This is a genomic window from Pseudomonas sp. Sample_16 (assembly GCF_004307665.1).
Lineage (GTDB): Bacteria > Pseudomonadota > Gammaproteobacteria > Pseudomonadales > Pseudomonadaceae > Aquipseudomonas.
In genome coordinates this window covers 1-24,016 of the sequence record NZ_RCOB01000167.1, presented here as the reverse complement: position 1 = coordinate 24,016, position 24,016 = coordinate 1, and the positions used below count along the sequence as shown (strand labels likewise).

Sequence of the window (24,016 nt, the reverse complement as noted above, 5' to 3'; positions counted from 1 at the left end):
GAGCAAGCTTTGCTCCTACCGGTTTTGGGTTGGTCAGTTTTCTGTTATCGCCCTCGTTTTATCTCTCTTCTGATAGTTGTTCTCATTCGCTAATTTTTCCGGTCTGCATTCGTTTTATAGGGACGACGTGCCTTTGTGCTTCCCGCCACTGATCCGGATACCAAGAAATGAATGCTGAAGACTCCTTGAAACTTGCTCGCCGGTTTATCGGGTTGCCCCTGGAAAAGCGCCAGGTGTTCCTCGCGGCCTTGCACAAGGAGGGCGTTGATTTCGCCCGTTTTCCCATTCCTGCCGGCGTCGACGCCGAGGATCGCCAGGCGCTGTCGTACGCCCAGCAACGCATGTGGTTTCTCTGGCAACTGGACCCGCAAAGCGGTGCGTATAACTTGCCCGGTGCGGTGCGCCTGAGCGGTCGTCTGAATCTGGCGGCGCTGGAACAGGCCTTCGCCAGCCTGGTGGCACGTCACGAAACCCTGCGAACGGTGTTTGCGCCGCAGCCCGACGACAGTCTGCTGCAAGTGCCGGCCACGGCGCCGCTGGTGATCGAACACGTCGATTTCTGCAGCTTGCCGGCCAATGAGCGCGAGCAAGCCGTGGCACAAGCCGCCGAGCGGCAATCGATATTGCCGTTCGACCTGGGCACGGGGCCGCTGCTGCGTGTCACCTTGCTCAAACTCGCCGAGCAGGAACACGTCCTGCTGCTGACCCTGCACCACATCGTCTCGGATGGCTGGTCGATGAACGTGCTGATCGATGAATTCATCCGCTGCTACGACGCTTTCGATGCCGGTACGCAACCGCAACTGGCGCCATTGCCGATCCAATACAGCGACTACGCCTTGTGGCAGCGGCGCTGGCTGGAGGCGGGCGAGCAAGCGCGGCAGCTCGAATACTGGCAGGCACAATTGGGCGACGAACACCCGGTGCTGGAACTGCCGCTGGATCATCCGCGCCCGGCAATGCCGAGTCATCGTGGCACCCGCTACGAGTTCGCCGTCGACGAGCACCTCGCCGAGCAACTGCGCGCCACTGCACAGAGGCACAACGTCACGTTGTTCATGCTGCTGCTCGGCGCGTTCAACGTGCTCCTGCACCGCTACACAGGCCAGCGCGACATCCGCGTCGGTGTGCCGATTGCCAACCGCAACCTCGGCGAAATCGAAGGCCTGATCGGTTTCTTCGTCAACACCCAGGTGCTGCGCACGCAACTGGACGGCCAGACTCGGGTCGACGAACTGCTGCATCGCATCAAGGAAACGGCCCTTGGCGCACAGGCTCATCAAGACTTGCCGTTCGAGCGACTGGTCGAAGCCTTGAAACTGGAACGCAGCCTCAGCCATACGCCGCTGTTCCAGGTGATGTACAACCACCAGCCGCAGGTTGCCGACATCAGCAGCGTCACTACCGCCTCCGGTTTGGCGCTGGGCATGATCGAGTGGCAAGGGCGCACCACCCAGTTCGACCTGACCCTCGATACCTATGAAAAGGCGGGAAAGCTGCACGCCGCATTGACCTACGCCAACGACCTGTTTGACGCCACGACCATCGCACGTATGGCGCAGCACTGGACGCGCTTGCTGCAAGGCATGGTCGGCGATTCACAGCAACGCATCAGTGATTTGCCGATGCTGGAACAGGCCGAATACCAGCGCATCGTGCACGACTGGAACCGCGCCGATGAACGCTTCGCCGAAGATTTGTGCATTCATCAGATGATCGGCAAGCAAGTGTCCGAAAGCCCTGACGCATTGGCCGTGACCTTTGCGGACAAACGCCTGACCTACAGCGAACTCGACCAGCAAGCCAATCGCCTGGCACACAAACTGATCGAACTGGGCGTCGGCCCGGAAATCCGCGTCGGCGTGGCAATGCAGCGCTCCGAACAGCTGCTGGTGGCCTTGCTCGCGGTACTCAAGGCTGGCGGTGCCTACGTACCGCTCGACCCGGATTACCCGGCCGAGCGTGTCGCCTACATGCTGGAAGACAGCCGCGCGCTGCTGCTGTTGACCGAACAGGACGTGGCCAAGACCCTGAACGTGCAGGCCGCAACCCAATTGCTGATGCTCGATGGCATGGCGACAGGCCTGGCCGATTACCCGAGCGATGCCCCGATCACCCGTGTCACGCCGGACAACCTGGCCTACGTGATCTACACCTCCGGCTCCACCGGCAAACCCAAGGGCGTGGCCATCGCCCACCGTAACGTGCTGGCGCTGATCGACTGGTCCGCATCGGTTTACAGCCGCGAAGACATCCAGGGCGTGCTGGCCTCGACCTCGGTGTGCTTCGATCTGTCGGTGTGGGAGTTGTTCGTCACCCTGGCCAACGGCGGTTCGCTGATCATCGCCCGCAATGCCCTGGAGCTGCCGCAACTGCCGGCCCGGGATCAGGTGCGGTTGATCAACACCGTGCCTTCGGCGATCAATGCGCTGCAACGCGACGGGCAGATCCCGCCGAGCGTGCGCATCATCAACCTGGCCGGTGAGCCGCTCAAGCAAAGCCTGGTGGAGGCGTTGTACCGGCAAGCGAGCGTCGAGCATGTCTACGACCTGTACGGCCCGTCGGAAGACACCACTTATTCGACCTGGACCCGCCGCGAGGCCGCTGGCCGCGCCAACATCGGCCGCCCGCTCAAGCACACCGCCAGCTATCTGCTCGATGCCGACCTGCAACCGGTGCCGCAGGGCGTGTCTGCCGAGCTGTACCTCAGCGGTGCCGGGATCACGCGCGGCTACCTCGCACGGCCCGGCATGACCGCTGAAAAGTACGTACCCAATCCGTTTTCCAGCACTGGCGAACGCCTGTACCGCACCGGCGACCTGACCCGGTATCAGGCCGACGGTACTCTGCAATACGTGGGCCGCATCGACCATCAGGTCAAGGTCCGCGGTTTCCGTATCGAGCTGGGAGAAATCGAAGCGCGGTTGTTGCAGCAGGACGCCGTGAGAGAGCTGGCGGTGTTGGCTCAGGACGGTGTCAGCGGTCAGCAGTTGGTGGCGTACATTGTGCCGAGTGACTTGGCACTGATAGTCGATGCCGATGCGCAAGCGATCCTGCGCGAGACGCTGAAAGCGGCGCTGCGTCAGCATTTGCCGGACTACATGGTCCCGGCGTTCCTGCTGTTCCTCGAACATCTGCCGCTGACCCCTAACGGCAAACTCGACCGCAAGGCGTTGCCGTCGATTGATGGCGTTACGCAACAACGCGAACACGTTGCACCTCGTAGCGAATCGGAAAAAGCCCTCGCCGCCATCTGGCAAGACGTGCTGGCCATCGACAGCGTCGGCCTGGAAGACAACTTTTTCGAGCTGGGCGGCGACTCCATCGTTTCGATGCAAGTGGTCAGCCGTGCGCGGCAGGCCGGGATCGTGCTCAGCCCCAAGGACTTGTTCCAGCACCAGACCATCCGCAGCCTCGCTCAAGCCGCACGCTCTGGCGGGCCATCGCAGATCGATCAAGGTCCGGCGGTTGGCGAAGTGGCACTGGCCCCGGTGCAGCAATGGTTTTTCGAACAAGAGATCCCCGAGCGTCAGCACTGGAACCAGTCGCTGCTGCTGGTACCGCGGGTGGCATTGAATGTCGAAGTGCTGAAGCGGGCCCTGGAGCAATTGCTGACTCAACACGACAGCTTGCGGCTGCGTTATGCACAGGCAGAAAACGCCTGGCTGCAAACCTACGCCGCGCCGACCACGCAGTCGGTGTTGTGGCAGCGCAAGGCGCAATCGGTCGGTCAGCTCAACGCCTTGTGCGATGAAGCCCAGCGCAGCCTCGACCTGCACAACGGACCGTTGCTGCGGGCAATGCTGGTTGCGATGGCCGATGGCTCAGAACGTTTGCTGTTGGTTATCCACCACTTGGCGGTGGACGGTGTTTCCTGGCGCGTGCTGCTGGAAGATTTGCAGCACTTCTACAACGGCGGTACCGCGCAGGCGAAAACCAGCAGCTATCAGCGTTGGGTCGCACGTTTGCAGGCGCATCTGCCGGCCTTCGAACGCAACCTTGGTCACTGGCAGAGCCAACTGCACGATGCGCCGAACGACCTGCCCTGCGAGCGCCCGAACGCTGCGCTGGAAAACCGCTACGAGCAAAAGCTCGAACTCAAACTCGACAGCGAGCAAACCCGCAAGCTGCTGCAACAGGCGCCGGCGGCTTACCGCACCCAGGTCAACGACCTGTTGCTGACCGCACTGGCCCGCGCCGTTTGCCGCTGGAGCGGGCAGGGCAGCACGTTGATTCAGCTCGAGGGTCATGGCCGCGAAGACCTGTTCGATGGGATCGACCTGACCCGCACTGTCGGCTGGTTCACCAGCCTGTTCCCGGTCAACCTGAAACCCTGCGCCGATCTCGGCGCGTCGATCAAAACCATCAAGGAGCAATTGCGCAACGTGCCGGACAAAGGCCTGGGCTACGGCGCGCTGCGTTATCTCGGCTCGAAGCCGGTACGCGATGCACTGGCGGGGTTGCCGCAACCGCGCATCACCTTCAACTATCTCGGGCAGTTCGACCGGCAGTTCGATGAAGGCGCATTGTTCACGCCGTCCGCTGAAGGCAACGGTGTGGCGCAGGACCCCACGGCGCCGCTCGGCAACTGGCTGGTGGTTGAAGGCCAGGTCTACGGCGGCGAGTTGTCCCTGAGCTGGGGTTTCAGCCGCGAGATGTTCGACACCGCGACCATCCAGCGTCTGGCTGACGAGTACACGTTGCAGCTCAACGCACTGATCGATCATTGCTGCGCGCTTGAAGTGGCGCAGGCCACGCCGTCGGACTTCCCGTTGGCGCAGATCGATCAGGCGCAACTCGATGGATTGCCGCTCTGCGTCTCGACGCTGGAAGACTTGTATCCGCTGTCGCCGATGCAACAAGGCATGTTGTTCCACACCCTGCACGAGCCGCAGGTCGGCGCCTACATCAGTCAGTTGCGTTTGGACATCGGTGGCCTGGACGTCGAGCGTTTCAGCCGCGCCTGGCAGGCCGCGGTCGAACGTCACGACATTCTGCGCAGCAGCTTCCATTGGCAGGGGCTCGACGTCGCGCATCAGGCGATTGCCCGGCAGGTGACGCTGCCGCTCGAGGTGCTTGAAGCGACCGACACCGACGCACTGGCCGATGCCGAACGGGCGCGAGGTTTCGAACTGGGCAGCGCGCCGCTGTTGCGCTTGAAACTGGTGTGTACCGGCACCGACGCCTGGCATCTGATCTACACCAGCCATCACATCCTGATGGATGGCTGGAGCAACGCGCAGTTGCTTGCCGAAGTGATCGAGTTTTACGCAGGCGGGCAATCGCTGCCGGCGCCGACGGGGCAGTACCGCGATTACCTCGGCTGGTTGCAACAGCAAGCGGCCGACGCTGGCGAGCAGTTCTGGAAAGCTGCGCTGGCACCGCTGCACACACCGACGATGCTGGCCGAAGCCCTGCGCCCACCCGTCGGCGTCGAGGGCAGCGAGGACCTTCGCGTGACCCTCGACAGCCGCGCCACCCAGCGCCTGGGCGAGTTTGCCCGCCAGCAAAAAGTCACCCTCAACACCGTGTTGCAAGCGGCATGGAGCCTGTTGCTGCAACGCTACACCGGTCAGGATTGCGTGGTGTTCGGTGCCACGGTGGCCGGGCGTTCGGCACCGCTGCCGGGCATCGAAGAGCAACTGGGGCTGTTCATCAACACGCTGCCGCTGGTGTGCTCGATGAAGCCCGACCAGAGCGTCAGCCAGTGGTTGGGTGAACTGCAAGGCCTGAACCTGGCGATGCGCGAGTTCGAGCACGTGCCGCTGTACGACATTCAAGGCTGGGCGGGGCAACAGGGTTCGACGTTGTTCGACAGCCTGCTGGTGTTCGAAAACTTCCCCGTCGCCGAAGCCCTGAAGCAGGGGGCGCCGGCCGGGTTGTCGTTCGGCAACCTGCATAACCATGAACGCACCCACTATCCGCTGACCCTCGGCGTCGAGCTGGGCGAAGCGTTGAGTGTCGATTTCAGCTATGACGCGGCGCGTTTCAGTGCCGCTCAGGTGGCGCAGCTCGCAGCCAATCTGCAGCACCTGCTGAGGCAATTCGTGGCAACGCCGGAAATGGCACTGGGAGAGCTGGAACTGCTCGATATCGCAGGCAAGCACGCGTTGCTCGCCATCAGTCAACCGGCAATGGTCGAGTTATCCACAGGGCTTTTGGCGCACGAGCGAATTGCCGCGCAAGCCGCTGCCGCTCCGGATGCGCTGGCATTGCAGGTCGATGACCAAAACCTGAGCTACGGCGAACTCAATGCCCAGGCCAACCGCCTGGCTCATCGTCTGATCGACAACGGCGCCGGCCCCGGCAAACGTATCGGCCTGGCCTTGCGGCGCGGTCCACAGTTGATTGTCAGTTTGCTCGCGGTACTGAAAAGCGGCGCGGCCTATGTGCCACTGGACCCGAAATACCCGGCCGAACGCCTGGGCTACATGATCGAAGACAGCCGCCTTGAGGTGCTGCTGTGCGAACACGGCCTGCTGGCCGATTTGCCGCTGCCAGTGCATCTGCGCCTGTTGAGCCTTGATGAAACCGCAGGCTACCCGGCCAACGATCCACCAAGCCATGTCGTTGCCGAGGATCTGGCCTACATCATCTACACCTCCGGTTCCACCGGCCGGCCCAAAGGCGTGGCGATTGCCCACGGTGCGCTGCGCGAGTTTTGCCAGACCGCCGCCGATTATTCGCGGTTGTCGGCCGCCGACCGCGTGCTGCAATTCGCCACCTTCAGCTTCGACGGTTTCGTCGAGCAGTGCTACCCGGCGCTGTGCGTCGGCGCGGCGTTGATCATGCGCGGTGACGACTTGTGGGACGCCGGCCGGCTGGCCGCGCAAATCGTCGCCCAAGGCGTCACCGTGGCCGATTTGCCTGCGGCCTACTGGTTCCTGCTGGCCCGCGAATGCGCCAGTGGCGTGGTGCGTAACCTTGGTGATTTGCGCCAGGTGCACGTCGGCGGCGAAGCCATGTCGGTGGAGGGTTTACGCCTGTGGCATCAGGCCGGTCTGAGCCGTGTGCGGTTGCTCAATACCTACGGTCCGACTGAAGCGACCGTGGTCTCCAGTGTGCACGATTGCCAACTGCAAGATGCCAGCGATGCGTTCGGTATCCCGATTGGTCGTGCGATCCCCGGTCGTGCGCTGTATGTGCTGGACTCGGCGGGTCAGTTGCTGCCGGCCGATGGCGTCGGCGAACTGTGCATCGGTGCTCCGGCCTGCCTGGCGCAAAGTTATTTCGACCGCCCGGCGCTGACCGCCGAACGCTTTCTGCCCGACCCGTTTGCCCGTGAACCGGGGGCGCGGCTGTACCGCAGCGGTGACCTGGCGCGCTATAACGCCCAGGGTGATCTGGAGTACGTCGGGCGCATCGACCATCAGGTGAAAATTCGCGGGTTGCGCATCGAGATGGGCGAGATCGAAGCTTGCCTGCAAGCTCGAGCCGAGGTACGTGAAGCGGCGGTCATCGCCCAGGACGCTACGCAACTGGTGGCGTACATCGTCGCCAGTGGCGTGGTTGCGTCCGAGACACAATACCTGCAAGCGCTCAGGTCGGTTCTGCGCCAGTCGCTGCCGGAATACATGGTGCCGAGCCATTTGCTCCTGCTCGACAAGCTGCCACTCAACAACAATGGCAAACTCGACCGCAAGGCCTTGCCAAGGGTTGAAGCCAGTGCTGCACAACGGGCCTTCGTCGCACCGCTGGAAGGGCTGGAATCGCAGCTGGCGCAGATCTGGCAGCATGTGCTGCAAGTGGAACAAGTGGGCCGCGACGACAACTTCTTCGAGTTGGGTGGCCACTCGTTGCGGGTACTGCAAGTGATTTCGCGGGTGCGTCAGCAACTGAACATCGAACTGTCGGTGAGCAGCCTGTTTTCCGCTGCGAGTCTCTCGGAGTTTGCCGAGCGTGCGGCGCTTGCCGAAATCAGCGCTCAGCCGCCACTGCAACCTGCGGCGGCCGATCAGCCGCGAGTTCTGTCCTACGCCCAGCAGCGCCAGTGGATTCTCTGGCAACTGGACCCGCACAGCAGTGCCTACAACATCCCGGCCGCACTGCGCCTGAAAGGGCCGTTGAACCGCGACGCACTGCGTGCAGCCTTCCTGCACTTGCAGGCCCGTCACGAAACCCTGCGCACGACCTTCGAACAGGACGGTCAGCAGGCCCGCCCGTTGGTGCACGCCGAGCTGGCGTTGCAGTTGAGCGAGCGACCAGTTGTTGAGTCGGCGCTCAGCGATGCGCTGGCCGAAGAAATTGCCCAGCCGTTCGACCTGCGCACCGGTCCGCTGTGGCGAGCGTTGCTGCTGCAAGTCGGCGCCGAAGAGCATGTACTGGTGCTGACCGTGCACCACATCGCCGCCGACGGCTGGTCGATGCAGGTGATGGTCGATGAATTCAGTGCTTTGTATCAGGCCGCCATCGAGGGTTGCGCGCCTGACCTCAACAGCTTGCCGGTGGCTTACAGCGACTATGCCCGCTGGCAGCGCGACTGGCTGGAAGCGGGCGAGGGCGCTCGGCAACTGGCGTGGTGGCGCGAGCAACTGGACGGCAGTCAGGCACCGCTGGAACTGCCGAGCGAACTGAGCCGTCCGGCCCGTCGCAGCGGGCGCGGTGCCAGCCTGATGCTCAACGTCGATCGGCAACTGCTGGCTGGTTTGCGTGAGCAGGCACAGGAGCAGCAAGTGACCTTGTTCATGTTGTTGCTGGCGAGCTTGCAGACCTTGCTGCACCGCCACAGCGGGCAGTCGGGTATCAGCGTCGGCGTGCCGAGCGCCGGTCGTTCGCGGATCGAAACCGAAGGCCTGATTGGCTTCTTCATCAACACCCAGGTGCTGCGTGCCGAGATCGACGGGCAACAGCCGTTCAGCGTCTTGTTGCAACAGGTCAAACAAACGGCACTGATGGCGCAGGCTCATCAGGACTTGCCGTTCGAGCAATTGGTCGATGCCATGCAGCCTGACCGCAGCCTCAATCACAGCCCATTGTTTCAGGTGCTCTACAACCACCAGCAGCAGATGGGCGCGAGCGTCGAGCGGGTGGTCGGCGGTTTGCAGGTCGAGCGCTTGCACTGGCAACAGCACACCGCACAATTCGATCTGGTGCTCGATACCCAGGAACAAGGCGACACACTGGACGCCAGCCTGACCTATGCCAGCGATCTGTACGACGAAGCCTCGATGCAGCGCTTCGCCGAGCAATGGCTGAACCTGCTGCGTGCGGTGGTGGCCGATCCGCAGCAGCGCGTCGCCGAACTGCCGTTGCTGCAAGCCTCGCATTACGACGCTTTGATCGAGCACTGGAACCCGGCGTTCCAGCTGCAAGCGCCATCGCCGACCTTGCATCAGTTGTTCGAAGCGCAAGCCGCGCAACGGCCGGACGCGATTGCATTGGTTTTTGAGGGCGAACACCTGACCTACGCCGCGCTCAACGCCCAGGCCAACCGCCTGGCGCGCAAGCTGCGCGAGCAGGGTGTCGGGCCGGAAGTGCGCGTGGGCATCTCCACCGAGCGGGCGCTGCCGCTGGTGGTCGGTCTGCTGGCGATTCTCAAGGCCGGTGGCGCCTATGTGCCGCTCGATCCGCAATACCCCGCCGAGCGCTTGAGCTACATGATCGACGACAGCGGCATTGCGCTGCTGTTGACCCAGTCTCACTTGATCGACGGTTTGCCGGCACGTGATGGCGTGCAGGTGCTCGACCTGGGCGCGATGCAACTGGACGCTTACAGCGCCGACAACCTGGCGCCGCTGGCGACGGCGGACAATCTTGCCTACGTGATCTACACCTCCGGTTCCACCGGTCGCCCGAAAGGCGCTTTGCTCAGCCACGGCAACGTCGGGCGCTTGCTGACGGCCACCGCCGAACAGTTCAACTTCGGTCCGGACGATGTGTGGACCTTGTTCCATTCCTACGCGTTCGATTTCTCTGTGTGGGAGCTGTTCGGTTCGCTGTGCACCGGCGGGCGCCTGATCATCGTGCCGTACTACATCAGCCGTGAGCCGCAGGCATTCCACCGCTTGCTCTGCGATCAAGGGGTGACGGTGTTGAACCAGACCCCGACCGCGTTCCGCCAGTTGCTGCCGATTGCCTGCGCCAGCGCACGCGGTCTGGCGCTGCGTCAGGTGATCTTCGGCGGTGAAGCACTGGAAGTGGCGAGCTTGCGCCCGTGGTTCGAACGCTTCGGCGATCAACAGCCAACGCTGGTGAACATGTATGGCATCACCGAAACCACGGTGCACGTGACCTACCGCGCCATTCGCCGGGCCGACCTCGACGGCAAGGCGCAGAGCCCGATCGGCCTGCCGATCCGCGACCTGCGCTGGTACTTGCTCGACAGCCAGTTACAACCGGTGCCGGTGGGGGTGGCAGGCGAGCTGTACATCGCTGGCGCCGGTCTGGCGCGGGGTTATCACGGACGTTTCGGCCTCACCGCCGAACGCTTTGTACCGAGCCCGTTCGACGCTTCGCAACGGCTCTATCGCAGTGGCGACCTGGCGCGCCAACGTGCCGACGGCAGCATCGATTACCTCGGGCGCATCGACCAGCAAGTGAAGATCCGCGGTTTCCGCATCGAACTGGGCGAGATCGAAGCCGCGCTGCTGGCGCAACCCGGCGTTCGCCAGGCGGTGTTGAGCGTGTACACCGCTGACGCCGGGCCGCAGCTCTGCGCCTATGTCGTCGCCGAGCAAACCCCGCATGACCCGATTGCCTGGCGTGACAACCTGCGCGCCGCGCTCAAGGTCGACCTGCCGGACTACATGGTGCCAAGCCACTGGCTGCTGCTCGATGACTTGCCGCTGACCAGCAACGGCAAGCTCGACCGCAAGGCTTTGCCGCTGCCGTTTGCCGAAGACTGGCAGCGACCGTTCGAAGCCCCAGAGGGCCAACTCGAACAGCAACTGGCGGCGATCTGGGCCGACGTGCTGGGCGTGGCGCAGATCGGGCGGCGCGACAACTTCTTTGAATTGGGCGGGCACTCGCTGCTCGCCGCCCAGGCCAATGCCCGCGTGGAACTGGAATTGGGCATCGAGCTGCCGTTGCGCGCGCTGTTCGAAAGCCACGACCTTCAGGCTTACGCCGCCATGGCCTCGCAACAAGCCCCGACTGACAACGATGCACGTCTGGATGCGCTTGAGTCGCTTCTCGACGAGATGGAGATCAACTGATGGAACACAGCACCGCCATGCGTATCGCCACCCGCTTCGCCGGCCTGCCTGCCGACAAGCGCCGCGAGTTTTTGAGCAAGATGCAAGAGCAGGGTGTGAGCTTCGGTCAACTGCCGATTCCAGCCGCCGTCGAGCCGCCAGCGCACTTTGAACTGTCCTACGCGCAGCAGCGCCAATGGTTCCTCTGGCAGCTCGATCCACAGGGTTCGGCCTACAACATTCCCGCGGCCCTGCGTCTGCATGGACCGTTGAATGTAGAGGCCCTGCAACAGAGTTTTGACCGGTTGCTGGAACGGCACCAAAGCCTGCGCAGCCGTTTTGTCGAGGATGACGGCCAGGTGCTGCAATCCTTGGCGACGTTCACTTCATTGGCCATCGAGCAGCACGATTTGCGCGATGAACCTGCGGCGCAACGCTTCGAATGTGCAATGAAAAAAGTCGAGCAGGAGATCGCCCGCCCATTCGATTTGCAGCTCGGACCGTTGTTGCGTGTCAGCCTGCTGCAACTGGATGCCGAGGATCATGTGCTGGTGCTGACCTTGCACCACATCGTCACCGATGGCTGGTCGATGGGGGTCTTGGTCGAAGAGTTTTCCCGACTGTATGCCGCCCATTGCCAAGGGCTGGACGCAGAACTGCAAGGGTTGCCGATCCAGTATTCGGATTACGCCGCGTGGCAACGGCGCTGGATGGAAGCGGGGGAGCTGGAACGGCAACTGAACTGGTGGCGTGAAAAACTCGGCAGCGAACAGCCGCTACTTGAACTGCCGACCGATCGCCCACGCCCGGCCCAGCCGAGCCAGCGCGGTGCGCGACTGGACTTCGCCCTCGACGCGGACTTGGCCAGCGGTCTGCTGACCCTGGCCAAACAACGCGGCGTGACGCCGTTCATGCTGTTGCTGGCCAGTTTCCAGGCCTTGCTCTATCGCTACAGCGGTCAAGCCGACCTGCGCGTCGGTGTGCCGATCGGTAACCGTAATCGCAGCGAAACCCGTGGCCTGATCGGTTTCTTCGTTAACACCCAAGTGATGCGCGCCGAACTCGACGGGCGCCTGCCGTTCAGCCAGTTACTGGAGCAGACCCGCGTCACTTCGCTGGATGCCCAGGATTACCAGGACTTGCCGTTCGAGCGTCTGGTGCAGGCGCTGCAAGGCGAGCGCAGCCTCAGCCACAGCCCGCTGTTCCAGGTGATGTTCAACCACCAGCAAGCCCGGCCGGCAGCGGTCAGCGGTTTGCTGGCGGGGCTGCGGGTCGAGGCGTTGAACGCCACGGCGCAGACCACGCAATTCGATCTGCAACTCGACACCCAGGAACAGGGTGACCAACTGTTCGCCAGCCTGACCTACGCCACCGACCTGTTCGACGCCGAGCGCATCGAAACACTGGCCCGGCATTGGCGCAACTTGCTGGCCGGCGTGCTGGCAAACCCGCAAACCCCGCTGGCCGAATTGCCACTGCTGGATGTCGACGAGCGCCTGCGTATCCTCGATGAACTCAACGACACCGCTCAGGACTATCCGGGCGAAGTCTGCGTGCAACGGCACTTCGAAGCGCGGGTGCTTGAAAATCCTCAAGCGACGGCGCTGGTGTTCCAGGGCCAGACCCTGAGTTATGCACAGCTGAATCTGCGCGCCAACCGCCTGGCCCATCACTTGCGCGGGCGAGGTGTCGGCCCGGAAGTGATCGTCGGGATCGCTTGCGAGCGTTCGCTGGAAATGGTCGTCGGCCTGTTGGCGATTCTCAAGGCCGGTGGCGCCTATGTGCCGCTGGACCCGGAGTATCCGCGCGATCGCCTGAGCTACATGATCGAAGACAGCGGTATTTCGCTGTTGCTGACCCAGGAGCATTTGCTGTCTCAATTGCCGACGCCGGACGACGTGCGCACCTTGTGCCTGCACGCCGAAGCCGATTGGCTGAGCGATCTGCCGGGCAGCGATCTGCCGAACATCGCCGTGGCGGAAAACCTCGCCTACATGATCTACACCTCCGGTTCCACCGGTAAGCCAAAAGGCGCGGGCAACCGCCATGTGGCGTTGCACAACCGTATCGAATGGATGCAGGAAGCCTACAACCTGCAACCGTCGGACCGCGTGCTGCAAAAGACGCCGTTCAGTTTCGACGTGTCGGTGTGGGAGTTTTTCTGGCCGCTGATGAAAGGCGCCACGCTGGTGATCGCCGCACCGGGTGAGCATCGCGACCCGCAACGCCTTGCCGCGTTGATCGTCGAGCAGTCGATCACCACGCTGCACTTCGTGCCGTCGATGCTCTCGGCGTTCATTGGCGCTGATGAAGCGCTGGCCTGCACCTCGCTGACCCGGATCATTTGCAGCGGTGAAGCGCTGCCGATGGAGTTGCAGCGCCAGACCCTGCGCAGCCTGCCCCGAGCCAACCTGTACAACCTGTACGGCCCGACCGAAGTGGCCATCGACGTGACTCACTGGACCTGCGTCGAAGAGGGCCGCGACAGCGTGCCGATCGGCCGCCCGATCGCCAACCTGCGCACCTGTATCCTCGACAGCGAACTGCAACCGTTGCCGCTGGGCGCGGTGGGTGAGTTGTACCTCGGCGGTGTCGGCCTGGCCCGCGGTTACCACCGTCGCGGCGCGTTGACCGCCGAGCGTTTTGTGGTCGACCCGTTCGGCAGCGGCGAGCGTTTGTACCGCACCGGCGACCTGGCGCGTTACCGCGCCGACGGCGCCATCGACTACTGCGGACGCATCGACCATCAAGTGAAGATCCGTGGCTTGCGCATTGAACTGGGGGAAATCGAAGCGCGCCTGCAAGAACATGCCAGTGTGCAGGAAGCCGTGGTGCTGGCCCTCGACGGCCCGAGCGGCAAGCAACTGGTGGCCTACATCGTGCCGCAGGAACGTACCTTGGTCGACGCCGATGCCGAAGGGCAGGGCGTGTGGCGTGAAAGCCTGAAAAGCCATTTGCTCGGCAGCCTGCCGGATTACATGGTGCCGGCGCAGACGGTGCTCATCGAGCAAATGCCCCTGAGCCCCAACGGCAAGCTGGACCGCAAACGCCTGCCGACGCCGACCGCGCAGGTCAGCCAGCGCGCATTCGACGCACCGCGCAGTGCCCATGAGCAGGTGCTGGCGCAGATCTGGCAGGACGTGCTGGGCGTTGAACAGGTCGGGCGTCAGGACAACTTCTTTGAGCTGGGCGGCGACTCGATCATCTCGATCCAGGTGGTCAGCCGTGCTCGCCGCGCCGGCCTGAGCCTGCAACCGCGCGACCTGTTCCAGCAGCAAACCCTGCAAGCCTTGGCCGCCGTGGTCAAGGAGCAAGCCGCGCCGCTGGCACAACAGGGGCCGGTGGACGGCGTACAAACACTCACGCCGATCCAGCGCTGGTTCTTCGAAGAGCCGATCCCGCACCGCGCACACTGGAACCAGGCGGTGTTGCTGACACCGCGCGAAACCCTTGAGTTGCCGCGCCTGCAAGGCGCCCTGCAACGTGTGCTCAAGCAACACGATGCCTTGCGTTTGCGATTCAGCCAGGTCGACGGTCAATGGTCGGCGCGCTATGTCGGCGCCGACAGTACCGACGTCATCGACATGCTCTGGACCGCCCGCGTCGCCAGCGATGCCTCGCTCGAATCGGTGTGCGACGAAGCCCAGCGCAGCCTCAGCCTGCAGGACGGGCCGCTGCTGCGAGTGGCGCTGATCGCCCACGCCGACGGATCGCAACGGTTGCTGCTGGTGATCCATCACCTGGCGGTGGACGGGGTTTCGTGGCGGGTGTTGCTGGAAGATTTGCAGGCTGCTTATCAAGGTGAAGAACTGCCGCCGAAGACCAGCGCGTTCCAGGCCTGGGCCGACAAGCTCGGCGCTTACGCACGCTCTGAAACCGCCGCCGAACTGCACTGGTGGCAGGCGCAACTGGCCGGGGCCAGCGATTCGCTGCCGGCAGCCAACCCGCAAGCGAGTCAGGCCGGGCATCTGCGCCAGGGCGTGAGCATCGGCCTGGACCGCGATCAGACTCGCCAATTGCTGCAACAGGCACCGGCGGCCTACCGCACCCAAGTCAACGACCTGCTGCTCACCGCACTGGCCCGCACCCTCAGCCGTTGGACCGGCCACGCATCGGCGCTGATCCAGCTCGAAGGCCATGGCCGCGAAGAACTGTTCGACGACATCGACCTGACCCGCACCGTCGGCTGGTTCTCCAGCCTGTTCCCGGTGCGCCTGACGCCGACCGCCGAGCTCGGCGCTTCGATCAAGGCGATCAAACAGCAACTGCGCGAAGTTCCAGGCAAAGGCCTGGGCTACGGCCTGCTGCGCTACATGGGCGATGCTGCGGCGCAATCGGCATTGGCCGCGCTGCCCCAGGCGCGGGTGACGTTCAACTATCTCGGCCAGTTCGACCAGAGCTTTGCCGAGGACGCCTTGTTCTCCCCAGCCAAGGAGTCCAGCGGTGCCGCGCAATCGGCGGATGCGCCGTTGCCGAACTGGCTGTCGGTGGACGGCCAGGTCTACGGCGGCGAATTGAAACTCGATTGGACCTTCAGCCGTGAATGCTTCGACCTGCGCGACATTGAAGCTCTGGCGATCGATTTTCGTGCTGAGCTGTTGGCGCTGATCGACCATTGCCTGAGCGACGGCGCGGGCGGCGTGACCCCGGCGGACTTCCCGCTGGCGCGGCTGAGCCAGGCGCAACTTGATGAATTGCCGGTGCCGCCGGCGCATATCGAAGACGTGTATCCGCTGTCGCCGATGCAGGCCGGTTTGCTGTTCCACAGCCTCTTTGAGTCGGCGTCCGGCGCCTATGTCAACCAGCTCAGCGTCGAGGTACGCGGCCTTGATGCGCAACGATTGGGCCGGGCGTGGCAAGCGGTGCTAGACAGTCATGCGATCCTGCGCAGCAGCTTTCACTTCCCACAGGGTTTCGAAGCGCCAGTGCAGCTGGTCCATCGTCATCTTGAGTTGCCGATGACCTGCCTTGACTGGCGTGATCGCGACGATCAGGCCGAAGCACTGGCGCAACTGATCGACAGCGAACGCCTGCAACTGGATTCAACTCAAGCGCCGTTGATGCGTTTGACGCTGGTGCGCCTGGATGACGAGCGTCAGCAACTGATCTACACCCACCATCACCTGTTGCTCGACGGCTGGAGCAATTCGTTGTTGCTGAGTGAAGTGTTGCAGCGTTACGCCGGACAGGAAGTGCCCGCGCCAATCGGACGATTCGCCGACTACATCGGCTGGCTGCAACGTCAGGATGCCGAGGCAGACGAGGCCTTTTGGCGCGGGCAACTGGCGAGCCTGGACAACCCGACGCTGTTATCTCAGAGCCTTGCACATGGCGTTGACAAACAGCCGTCGCCAGCGGAGTTTGCCGACCATCGCCAGACCTTCGATGTCGCCACCAGCCAACGTTTCAGCGACTTTGCCCGCCAACAGAAAGTCACCCTCAACACCTTGGTGCAAGGCGCGTGGGCGCTGTTGTTGCAACGCTATAGCGGGCAACGCAGCGTGGCGTTCGGCGCCACTGTGGCGGGGCGTCCGGTGGATTTGCCGGGGGCCGAAAGCCAGCTCGGGTTGTTCATCAACACCTTGCCTGTGATCAGCAGCCCCGACGCGGTGGAAAGTGTCGAGCAATGGCTGAACCGTTTGCAGGCGCAGAACCTCGAACTGCGCGAGCACGAATTCACCGCCCTCGGAGATATCCAGCGCTGGGCCGGGCGTGCCGGTGAGCCGCTGTTCGACAGCCTGCTGGTGTTCGAAAACTTCCCGGTGGCCGAGGCGCTGCAACAGGGCGCGCCGGCCGGGTTGAGCTTCTCGATTCCGCAGAACCATGAACGCACCAATTTCCCGCTGACCCTGGCGGCCACCGCCGAAAGTCAGCTGAGCCTGCACTGGAGCTACCAGTGCAGCCACTTCAGCAGCACGGCGATTGTGCGCATGAGCGAGCACCTGGCCGCGTTGTTGGCGGCAATGGTTGCCACGCCTCAGGCAGCGTTGAGTGAACTGGACCTGCTGACCGTACCCGAACGCACCCAGCAATTGCTGGAATGGAACCCGCCGTTCAAGGCCGCGCAAAACCCGCTGTGCGTGCATCAGTTGATCGAGGCCCAGGCCGTTGCCCGGCCTGACGCCACGGCGCTGATTTTCAACGATGTGCAACTGAGCTTCGACCAACTCAACCGCCGCGCCAACCGCTTGGCCCACCATTTGCGCGGGCGCGGTATTGGCCCCGAAGTGCGGGTCGGCCTGGCGATGCAGCGTTCGCCGGACATGATCGTCGGTCTGCTGGCGATCCTCAAGGCGGGCGGCGCATATGTGCCGCTCGACCCGGCGTATCCGGCGGAACGCCTGCGCTACCTGATGGATGACAGTGGGATCTCGCTGCTGATCAGCCAATCCTCGCTGCGGGAAAAACTGCCATTGCCCGAAGGCCTGGCGGTAGTGGAAATCGACCGCGAGCCGCTGGAGTCCATGGCCGACAGCAACCCGGTCAACCTGACTTGCGGTGAAAACCTCGCCTACCTGATCTACACCTCGGGTTCCACCGGGCGGCCGAAAGGTGTGAGCGTGGCCCACGGTCCGCTGGCCATGCATTGCCTGTCCATCGGCGAGTTGTACGGCATGACCCCGGACGACCGCGAGCTGCAATTTGCCTCGATCAGCTTCGACGGTGCCCACGAACGCTGGCTGACCCCGCTGGTGTTCGGTTCGGCGGTGATGCCGCGCGACGACGAGTTGTGGAGCGTGGAGCGCACCTGCGCCGAGATCGAAAAACACCGCATCACCATCGCCTGCTTCACACCGAGCTACCTGGCGCAGATCGCTGACTACATGGGCGAAGCCGGGCGCGATTTGCCGATCCGCTCTTACACACCGTGCGGTGAAGGCATGGCCAAGCATGCCTTCGATGAAGTCCAGCAAGTGCTGCAACCCAAACGTCTGATCAATGGCTATGGCCCGACCGAAACGGTGATCACCCCACTGATCTGGCTGGCCTATCCGGATACCGAATTCGACTCGGCGTTCATGCCGATCGGCCGGCCCGTTGGCAACCGCAGTGCCTATATTCTGGACGGTGGCTTGCAGCCGCTGCCGGTGGGCGTGGCGGGCGAGTTGTACCTGGGCGGCGAGGGCGTGGCGCGGGGTTATCACCAGCGCCCGGACCTGACCGCCGAACGTTTCGTGCCGGATCCTTTCGTGCCGGGCGCGCGTCTGTATCGCAGCGGCGACCTCGCACGATTCCGCGCAGACGGGGTGGTGGAATACCTCGGTCGCATCGACCAGCAGGTGAAGATTCGCGGGTTCCGTATCGAACTCGGCGAAATCGAAGCCTGCCTGATGGAACACGAAGGCGTGCGTGAAGCCTTGGTCATCGACCGCGATGGCCCGACCAGCCGCCAGTTGGTCGGTTACGTGGTGCCGCGTGATCCGTTGGCAGATGAACAAGACCTGCGTGAGGCACTGACGGCGCACCTGCGCAGTCGCTTGCCGGCGCACATGTTGCCGGCGCACCTGATGTGCCTGGCGGCACTGCCGCTGACGCCGAACGGCAAGCTCGATCGTCAGGGTTTGCCAGCGCCGCAAGCCTCGCGCCAGAGCCTCGATCAAGTGGCAGCGGCATCGCCCGCCGAGGCGCTGCTGGTAGAAATCTGGCAGGCGCTGCTGGGCGTGGATTCGCTGGGCGTCACCGAGAATTTCTTCGAACTGGGTGGTGACTCGATCATTTCCCTGCAAGCGGTGAGCCGTGCCGGACAGCGCGGGCTGGTGTTCAGTCCGAAGCAGTTGTTTGAGCAACAGACCATCCGTGCACTCGCCGCCGTGGCGACCCGTCGTGAAGCTACGTTGGTCGACACGCCGACCGTCGAGGCGTTTGCCCTTGTTCCGCAGATTGATGCAGCGGCTCGTACAGGGCTGCAAGACCTGTATCCACTGTCACCGATGCAGCAGGGCATGCTGTTCCATTGCCTCGATTCGCCGGAGCTCAACCCCTACGTCAACCAATTGAGCGTGGCGGTCGACGGCTTGCAGGTGCCGCGTTTCCGTGCGGCGTGGCAAGCGCTGGTCGAGCGTCACGAAGTACTGCGCGCGGCGTTCCGCTGGCGCGATGGGCTGGCCGATCCGCTGCAAGCGGTGTTCGCCGAGGTCGAGTTGCCGATCGAAGAACTTGACTGGCGCGAGCGTAGCGACACCGAGCTGGCGCTGAGTGAACTGGCGGCTTCCGAGCAGGCCAAGGGCTTCGACCTGAGCTGCCCACCGCTGATGCGCTTCATTCTGGTTCGCCTCGGTGAAGCGCGTTACCAGATGATCTGGATCTACCATCACCTGCTGCTGGACGGCTGGAGTGCTTCGCGTCTGCTCGGCGAAATGCTGCGCCTGTACCACCACGACAGCCTGCCGGCGCTGACCGGTCGCTACGCCGACTACATTGCCTGGCTGCAACGCCAGGATGATGCCCAGGCCGAAGCTTTCTGGCGTGAGCGTCTGGCCTTGCTGGAAGCACCGACCATTCTGGCCAAGGCCTCCGGTGCCAGCGGTTGCGGCCATGGCGTGATGTACAGCGACCTCAATGCCGAGGCGACGCGCAGGTTGCACAGCTTCGCCAAGCGCCAGCGCGTGACCCTCAACACCCTGGTGCAAGGCGCCTGGCTGTTGCTGTTGCAGCGCCATAGCGGCCAGCGCAGCGTGGCATTCGGCGCCACGGTGGCGGGGCGTCCAACCGCTTTGCCCGGTGCCCAGGACATGCTTGGCCTGTTCATCAATACCTTGCCGGTGATCCAGACCCTCGACCCGCAACAGCCGCTCGGTGAGTGGCTGCGCGAGTTGCAGGATTACAACCTGGCAGTGCGCGACTACGAACACACGCCGTTGTCCGACGTCCAGCGCTGGGCCGGGCAGGGTGGCCAGGGGCTGTTCGACAGCATCATCGTCTTTGAAAACCATCCGGTGGACCGTGCCTTGCGCGGTGGCGAGGAAGGCGAGTTGCGCTTCGCCGAAGTCGGCAGCGGCGGCGTCACCAACTTCCCGATGGACTTGATGGTCAGCGCCAACGAGGAAGGCCTGGAAGTCGAATACCTGTACCTGCGTGATCGCTTCAGCGAACAGGAAGTCGAGCGCATTCGTGCCCAACTGGAAGGCTTGCTGCGTGCATTGCCTGAGGATGCCGACTGCCTGCTCGGCAACATCGGCTTGCCCGAAGCGCGTTTGAGTCTGCCGCAAGCGTCTGCCGACAACACTGATCTATTGCACGCGTTCAATCAGCATGTCCGTCATCAGCCGCAGAAAATTGCGTTGTTCTGCGAGGACCGGGAGCTCAGCTATGCCGATCTCGATGCACAGGCCAACGGTCTGGCTCAGCAACTGATCGCACGCGGCATCGGCGCGGAAAACCTGGTGGCCGTGGCGCTGCCGCGTTCCGAACGGACCCTTGTCGCGTTCCTCGCGGTGCTCAAGGCGGGCGCTGCGTATCTGCCGCTGGACCTCGCGTACCCGGCCGAACGGCTGGCGTACATGCTCAGCGATTCAGCGGCGAACCTGTTGATTTGCGACAGCGACATCGGTGAACGCCTGACGTTGGCCGACAGCCCGCCACGTTTGTTGCTCGATCAACTGAACGTTGCCGGCAGCAGCGAGTGCCCGGTTGTCGAGCCGCTGCCCGGCCACCTGGCGTACCTGATCTACACCTCGGGGTCTACCGGCCAACCCAAAGGCGTGGCCGTGGCGCGAGGGCCGATTGCCCGGCATTGCCGCGGCATCATCGATCTCTACGAACTGGCAACCCGCAGCCGTGAATTGCACTTCATGTCGTTCGCCTTCGACGGGGCCCAGGAGCGTTGGCTGAGCGTAATGCTGGCCGGTGGCAGCCTGGTGATTCGCGAGGACAACGTGTGGACGCCGGAGCAAACCCTGGAAGTGTTGCATCGGCACAGCGTCACCGTCGCCTGCTTCCCGCCTGCGTACCTGCAACAGATGGCCGAAGTGGCCGAGCGTCTGGGCAATCCCCCGGCGGTCGAGGTGTATTGCTTTGGTGGCGATGCGGTGCCGGACGCGAGTTTCGAACAGGTCAAGCGTGCCTTGCGGCCGAAGCGTCTGGTCAACGGTTACGGTCCGACTGAAACCGTGGTCACGCCGCTGCTGTGGCGTGCCGAGGCCAGCGAGCGTTGCGATGCCGCCTATGCGCCGATTGGGCGTGGCGTCGCGGGGCGCGGCTTGTACATACTCGATGCCGATCTCAATCCGTTGCCGGTGGGTGTCAGTGGTGAGTTGTACCTGGGCGGCGAATGCCTGGCGCGGGGTTATCACCAGCGGCCGGGGATGAGCGCCGAGCGTTTCATACCCGATCCGTTCGAGGCCGGTGGCCGCATGTACCGCACCGGTGATCTGGTGCGCCAGCGTGAATGCGGCTTGATCGACTACCTCGGCCGACTCGACCAGCAAGTGAAGATTCGTGGTTTCCGCATCGAACCGGGCGAAATCGAAGCGCGCTTGCGCGATTGCGTGGGCGTGCAGGATGCCGCCGTGGTGGTGCACGACACGCCGACCGGCAAGCAGTTGGTCGGGTATGTGGTGGCTGGCGCTGCGGTCGGGCTGGACCGTCGCTTGAAAGCCGAGCTGCAAGCGCAAATGCCGGACTACATGGTGCCGGCGCGAATCCTCGTGCTGGAGCGTTTCCCGCTGTCGGCCAACGGCAAGCTCGACCGCCGCGCACTGCCCGAGCCGGAATGGGCGCTGGGCGGCTATCGCGCGCCGCGCAATGCGCTGGAACAGGCGTTGACCGCGATCTGGCAAGACGTACTCGGCGTGCCGCAAGTGGGCATCGACGACAACTTCTTCGAACTCGGTGGCGACTCGTTGCAGGTGCTCAAAGTCATCTCACGGGTGCGCAGCCAGCCGCAGCTGGGCTTTGAGTTGAAACTGCGCGACTTGATGCAGAAACCGTGCATCGCCGAGCTCAGTGGCTATCAGGCAGCCGAGCCCGCGAAAGCACCGGACCCGTTGTTGGCGCTCAATAGCCGGGTCGCCAATGTGCCGGCGCTGTTCTGCCTGCACGCCGGTTTCGGCACGGTGTTCGACTACGAACCGCTGGCCCGGCGTCTGGACGGTCGGCGCACGGTATATGGCCTGCAATGCCGCATGTTGCTTGATCCGCAGTGGCAGGACGAATCGCTGCTGGCGATGGCCCAGGCCTACGCCCAACGGCTTCGTGCACAACAGCCGCACGGTCCGTATTACCTGTTGGGCTGGTCGTTGGGGGGCGCGTTGACGCAACTGGTCGCTCGGGAACTGGAAGACCAAGGGCAAACAGTGGCGTTTGCCGGACTGGTCGACAGCTACGTGGCGGGCACCGCGGAAGCGGGGGACTGGCGCGAAGATTTGGCGGACTTCCTGAAGTTCGTCCTCGGTCAACCGTCTGAAGACGCAGAAGCATTGATTGATTTGAAAGCCGCTGGCCTGAGTGAACGGGAAGGCGCCGCAGCGGTGATTGAAGCGGCAATGCACGGTGCCAACGAAAACGCGGCGTTGGGCGCGAGCGAGCTGACGCAGATCTTCGCCACCGGCTCATCGCTCAAACATCTGGCGCTGGCGCAACGACGATTGCCATCGGTGCAGGTGGCGGCGCATCGCTGGTGGGTGGCCGGGCGTGATGACGAGCGCCGGGTGTTCGAAGCGCAAGTCGGTCATCACGGCGTGGATCGCTTGTTGGCGGGCGGGCATTACGAGTTGTTGCGTGGTGATGAGTTGCTCAATGAGCTTGAACAACTGTTGGAGCGCCGGACAGCTATTGCTTGAAAACGTTAGTGGCGAGGGAGCTTGCTCCCGCTGGACTGCGCAGCAGGCCCATGCTTGGGGCCGCTTCGCAGCCCAGCGGGAGCAAGCTCCCTCGCCACAGGTTCCCTTTATTGTGTAAAAGGATTCGTCCCATGGCCGTACTGCCAGAACTTGAAGCATTCCTCGAACTCGCCGAGTTCGGCCGTCTGACCGGTAAAAATCGTCCGATGCACGAACAGACGCCGCAACAGGCGCGGATCGACTTCGAAGCGTCCTCGGGCTTTCTCGATGTGCCGCTGGCGCACATTGCTTGCGAAAACTTCAGCATCGCCGCGCGTGATGGTTACAGCCTCGCGGCTCGCCTGTATCGCGACGGGCAAGCGGCCGATGGCCTGCAACCGGTGATGTTGTATTTCCACGGTGGTGGTTATGTGGTCGGCAGCCTCGATTCCCACGATGCGTTGTGCCGTCGGCTGGCGGCGCAGGGTGGTTTTGCCGTGTTGACGGTGGATTACCGGTTGGCGCCGGAATGGCGTTTTCCGACCCCGGTGCAGGACGCCTGCGATGCCGGCAACTGGCTGGTTCGCGAAGGTGCGGCGCGTGGCCTGGATGCATCACGGGTGGCACTGGCCGGCGACAGCGTCGGTGCGACCCTGGCCACGGTTTTGTCGTTGATTGCCGTGCGCGACCCCGCAGAACTGGCGTTGAAGCCCAAGGCGCAGTTGCTGGTGTATCCGGTCACCGACGCCACCACTCACCGCGCTTCGCATCGCGACTTTGCCGAAGGTTACCTGCTGGAAACCCCGACCCTGGACTGGTTCTACGCCCACTACGGCGGCACTCCGGCAGACCTGGCGGATTGGCGCTGCTCGCCGTTGTTGGCTGAAGACTTGTCGGGCGTGGCCCCGGCGCTGGTGTACCTGGCCGGGCATGATCCGCTGCATGACGAAGGGCTGGCCTATGCCGAGCGTTTGCGCGCTGCCGGCAATGACCTGACCTTGCTCGAACAACCAGGCATGACCCATGATTTCCTGCGCATGGCGGGGTTGTTGGGGGAGGTGGAAGGGATTCACCGTGAAGTGGCGGGGTGGGTGCGTTCGCGCATGTGAGATGAAACCAGATCGT

At 63.5% G+C, this 24,016-nt stretch carries 3 protein-coding genes; all 3 read left to right on the top strand.

Features of this window, described 5'->3' with window-relative positions; genetic code table 11:
- Positions 1-167: 167 nt before the first annotated feature.
- Positions 168-11,153, top strand: a complete 10,986-nt coding sequence (locus tag D8U69_RS21415; protein WP_130908082.1) for a non-ribosomal peptide synthetase — start codon at positions 168-170, stop codon at positions 11,151-11,153.
- Positions 11,153-22,912: a non-ribosomal peptide synthetase gene (locus tag D8U69_RS21410; RefSeq protein ID WP_130908081.1), complete on the top strand. Its 11,760-nt coding sequence runs from the start codon at positions 11,153-11,155 to the stop codon at positions 22,910-22,912. The genes D8U69_RS21415 and D8U69_RS21410 overlap by 1 nt, the downstream gene beginning before the upstream one ends.
- 131 nt (positions 22,913-23,043) lie before the next feature.
- Positions 23,044-24,000 (top strand): alpha/beta hydrolase, encoded by a 957-nt coding sequence (locus tag D8U69_RS21405; protein WP_130908080.1) that lies wholly within the window; start codon positions 23,044-23,046, stop codon positions 23,998-24,000.
- Positions 24,001-24,016: the final 16 nt, after the last annotated feature.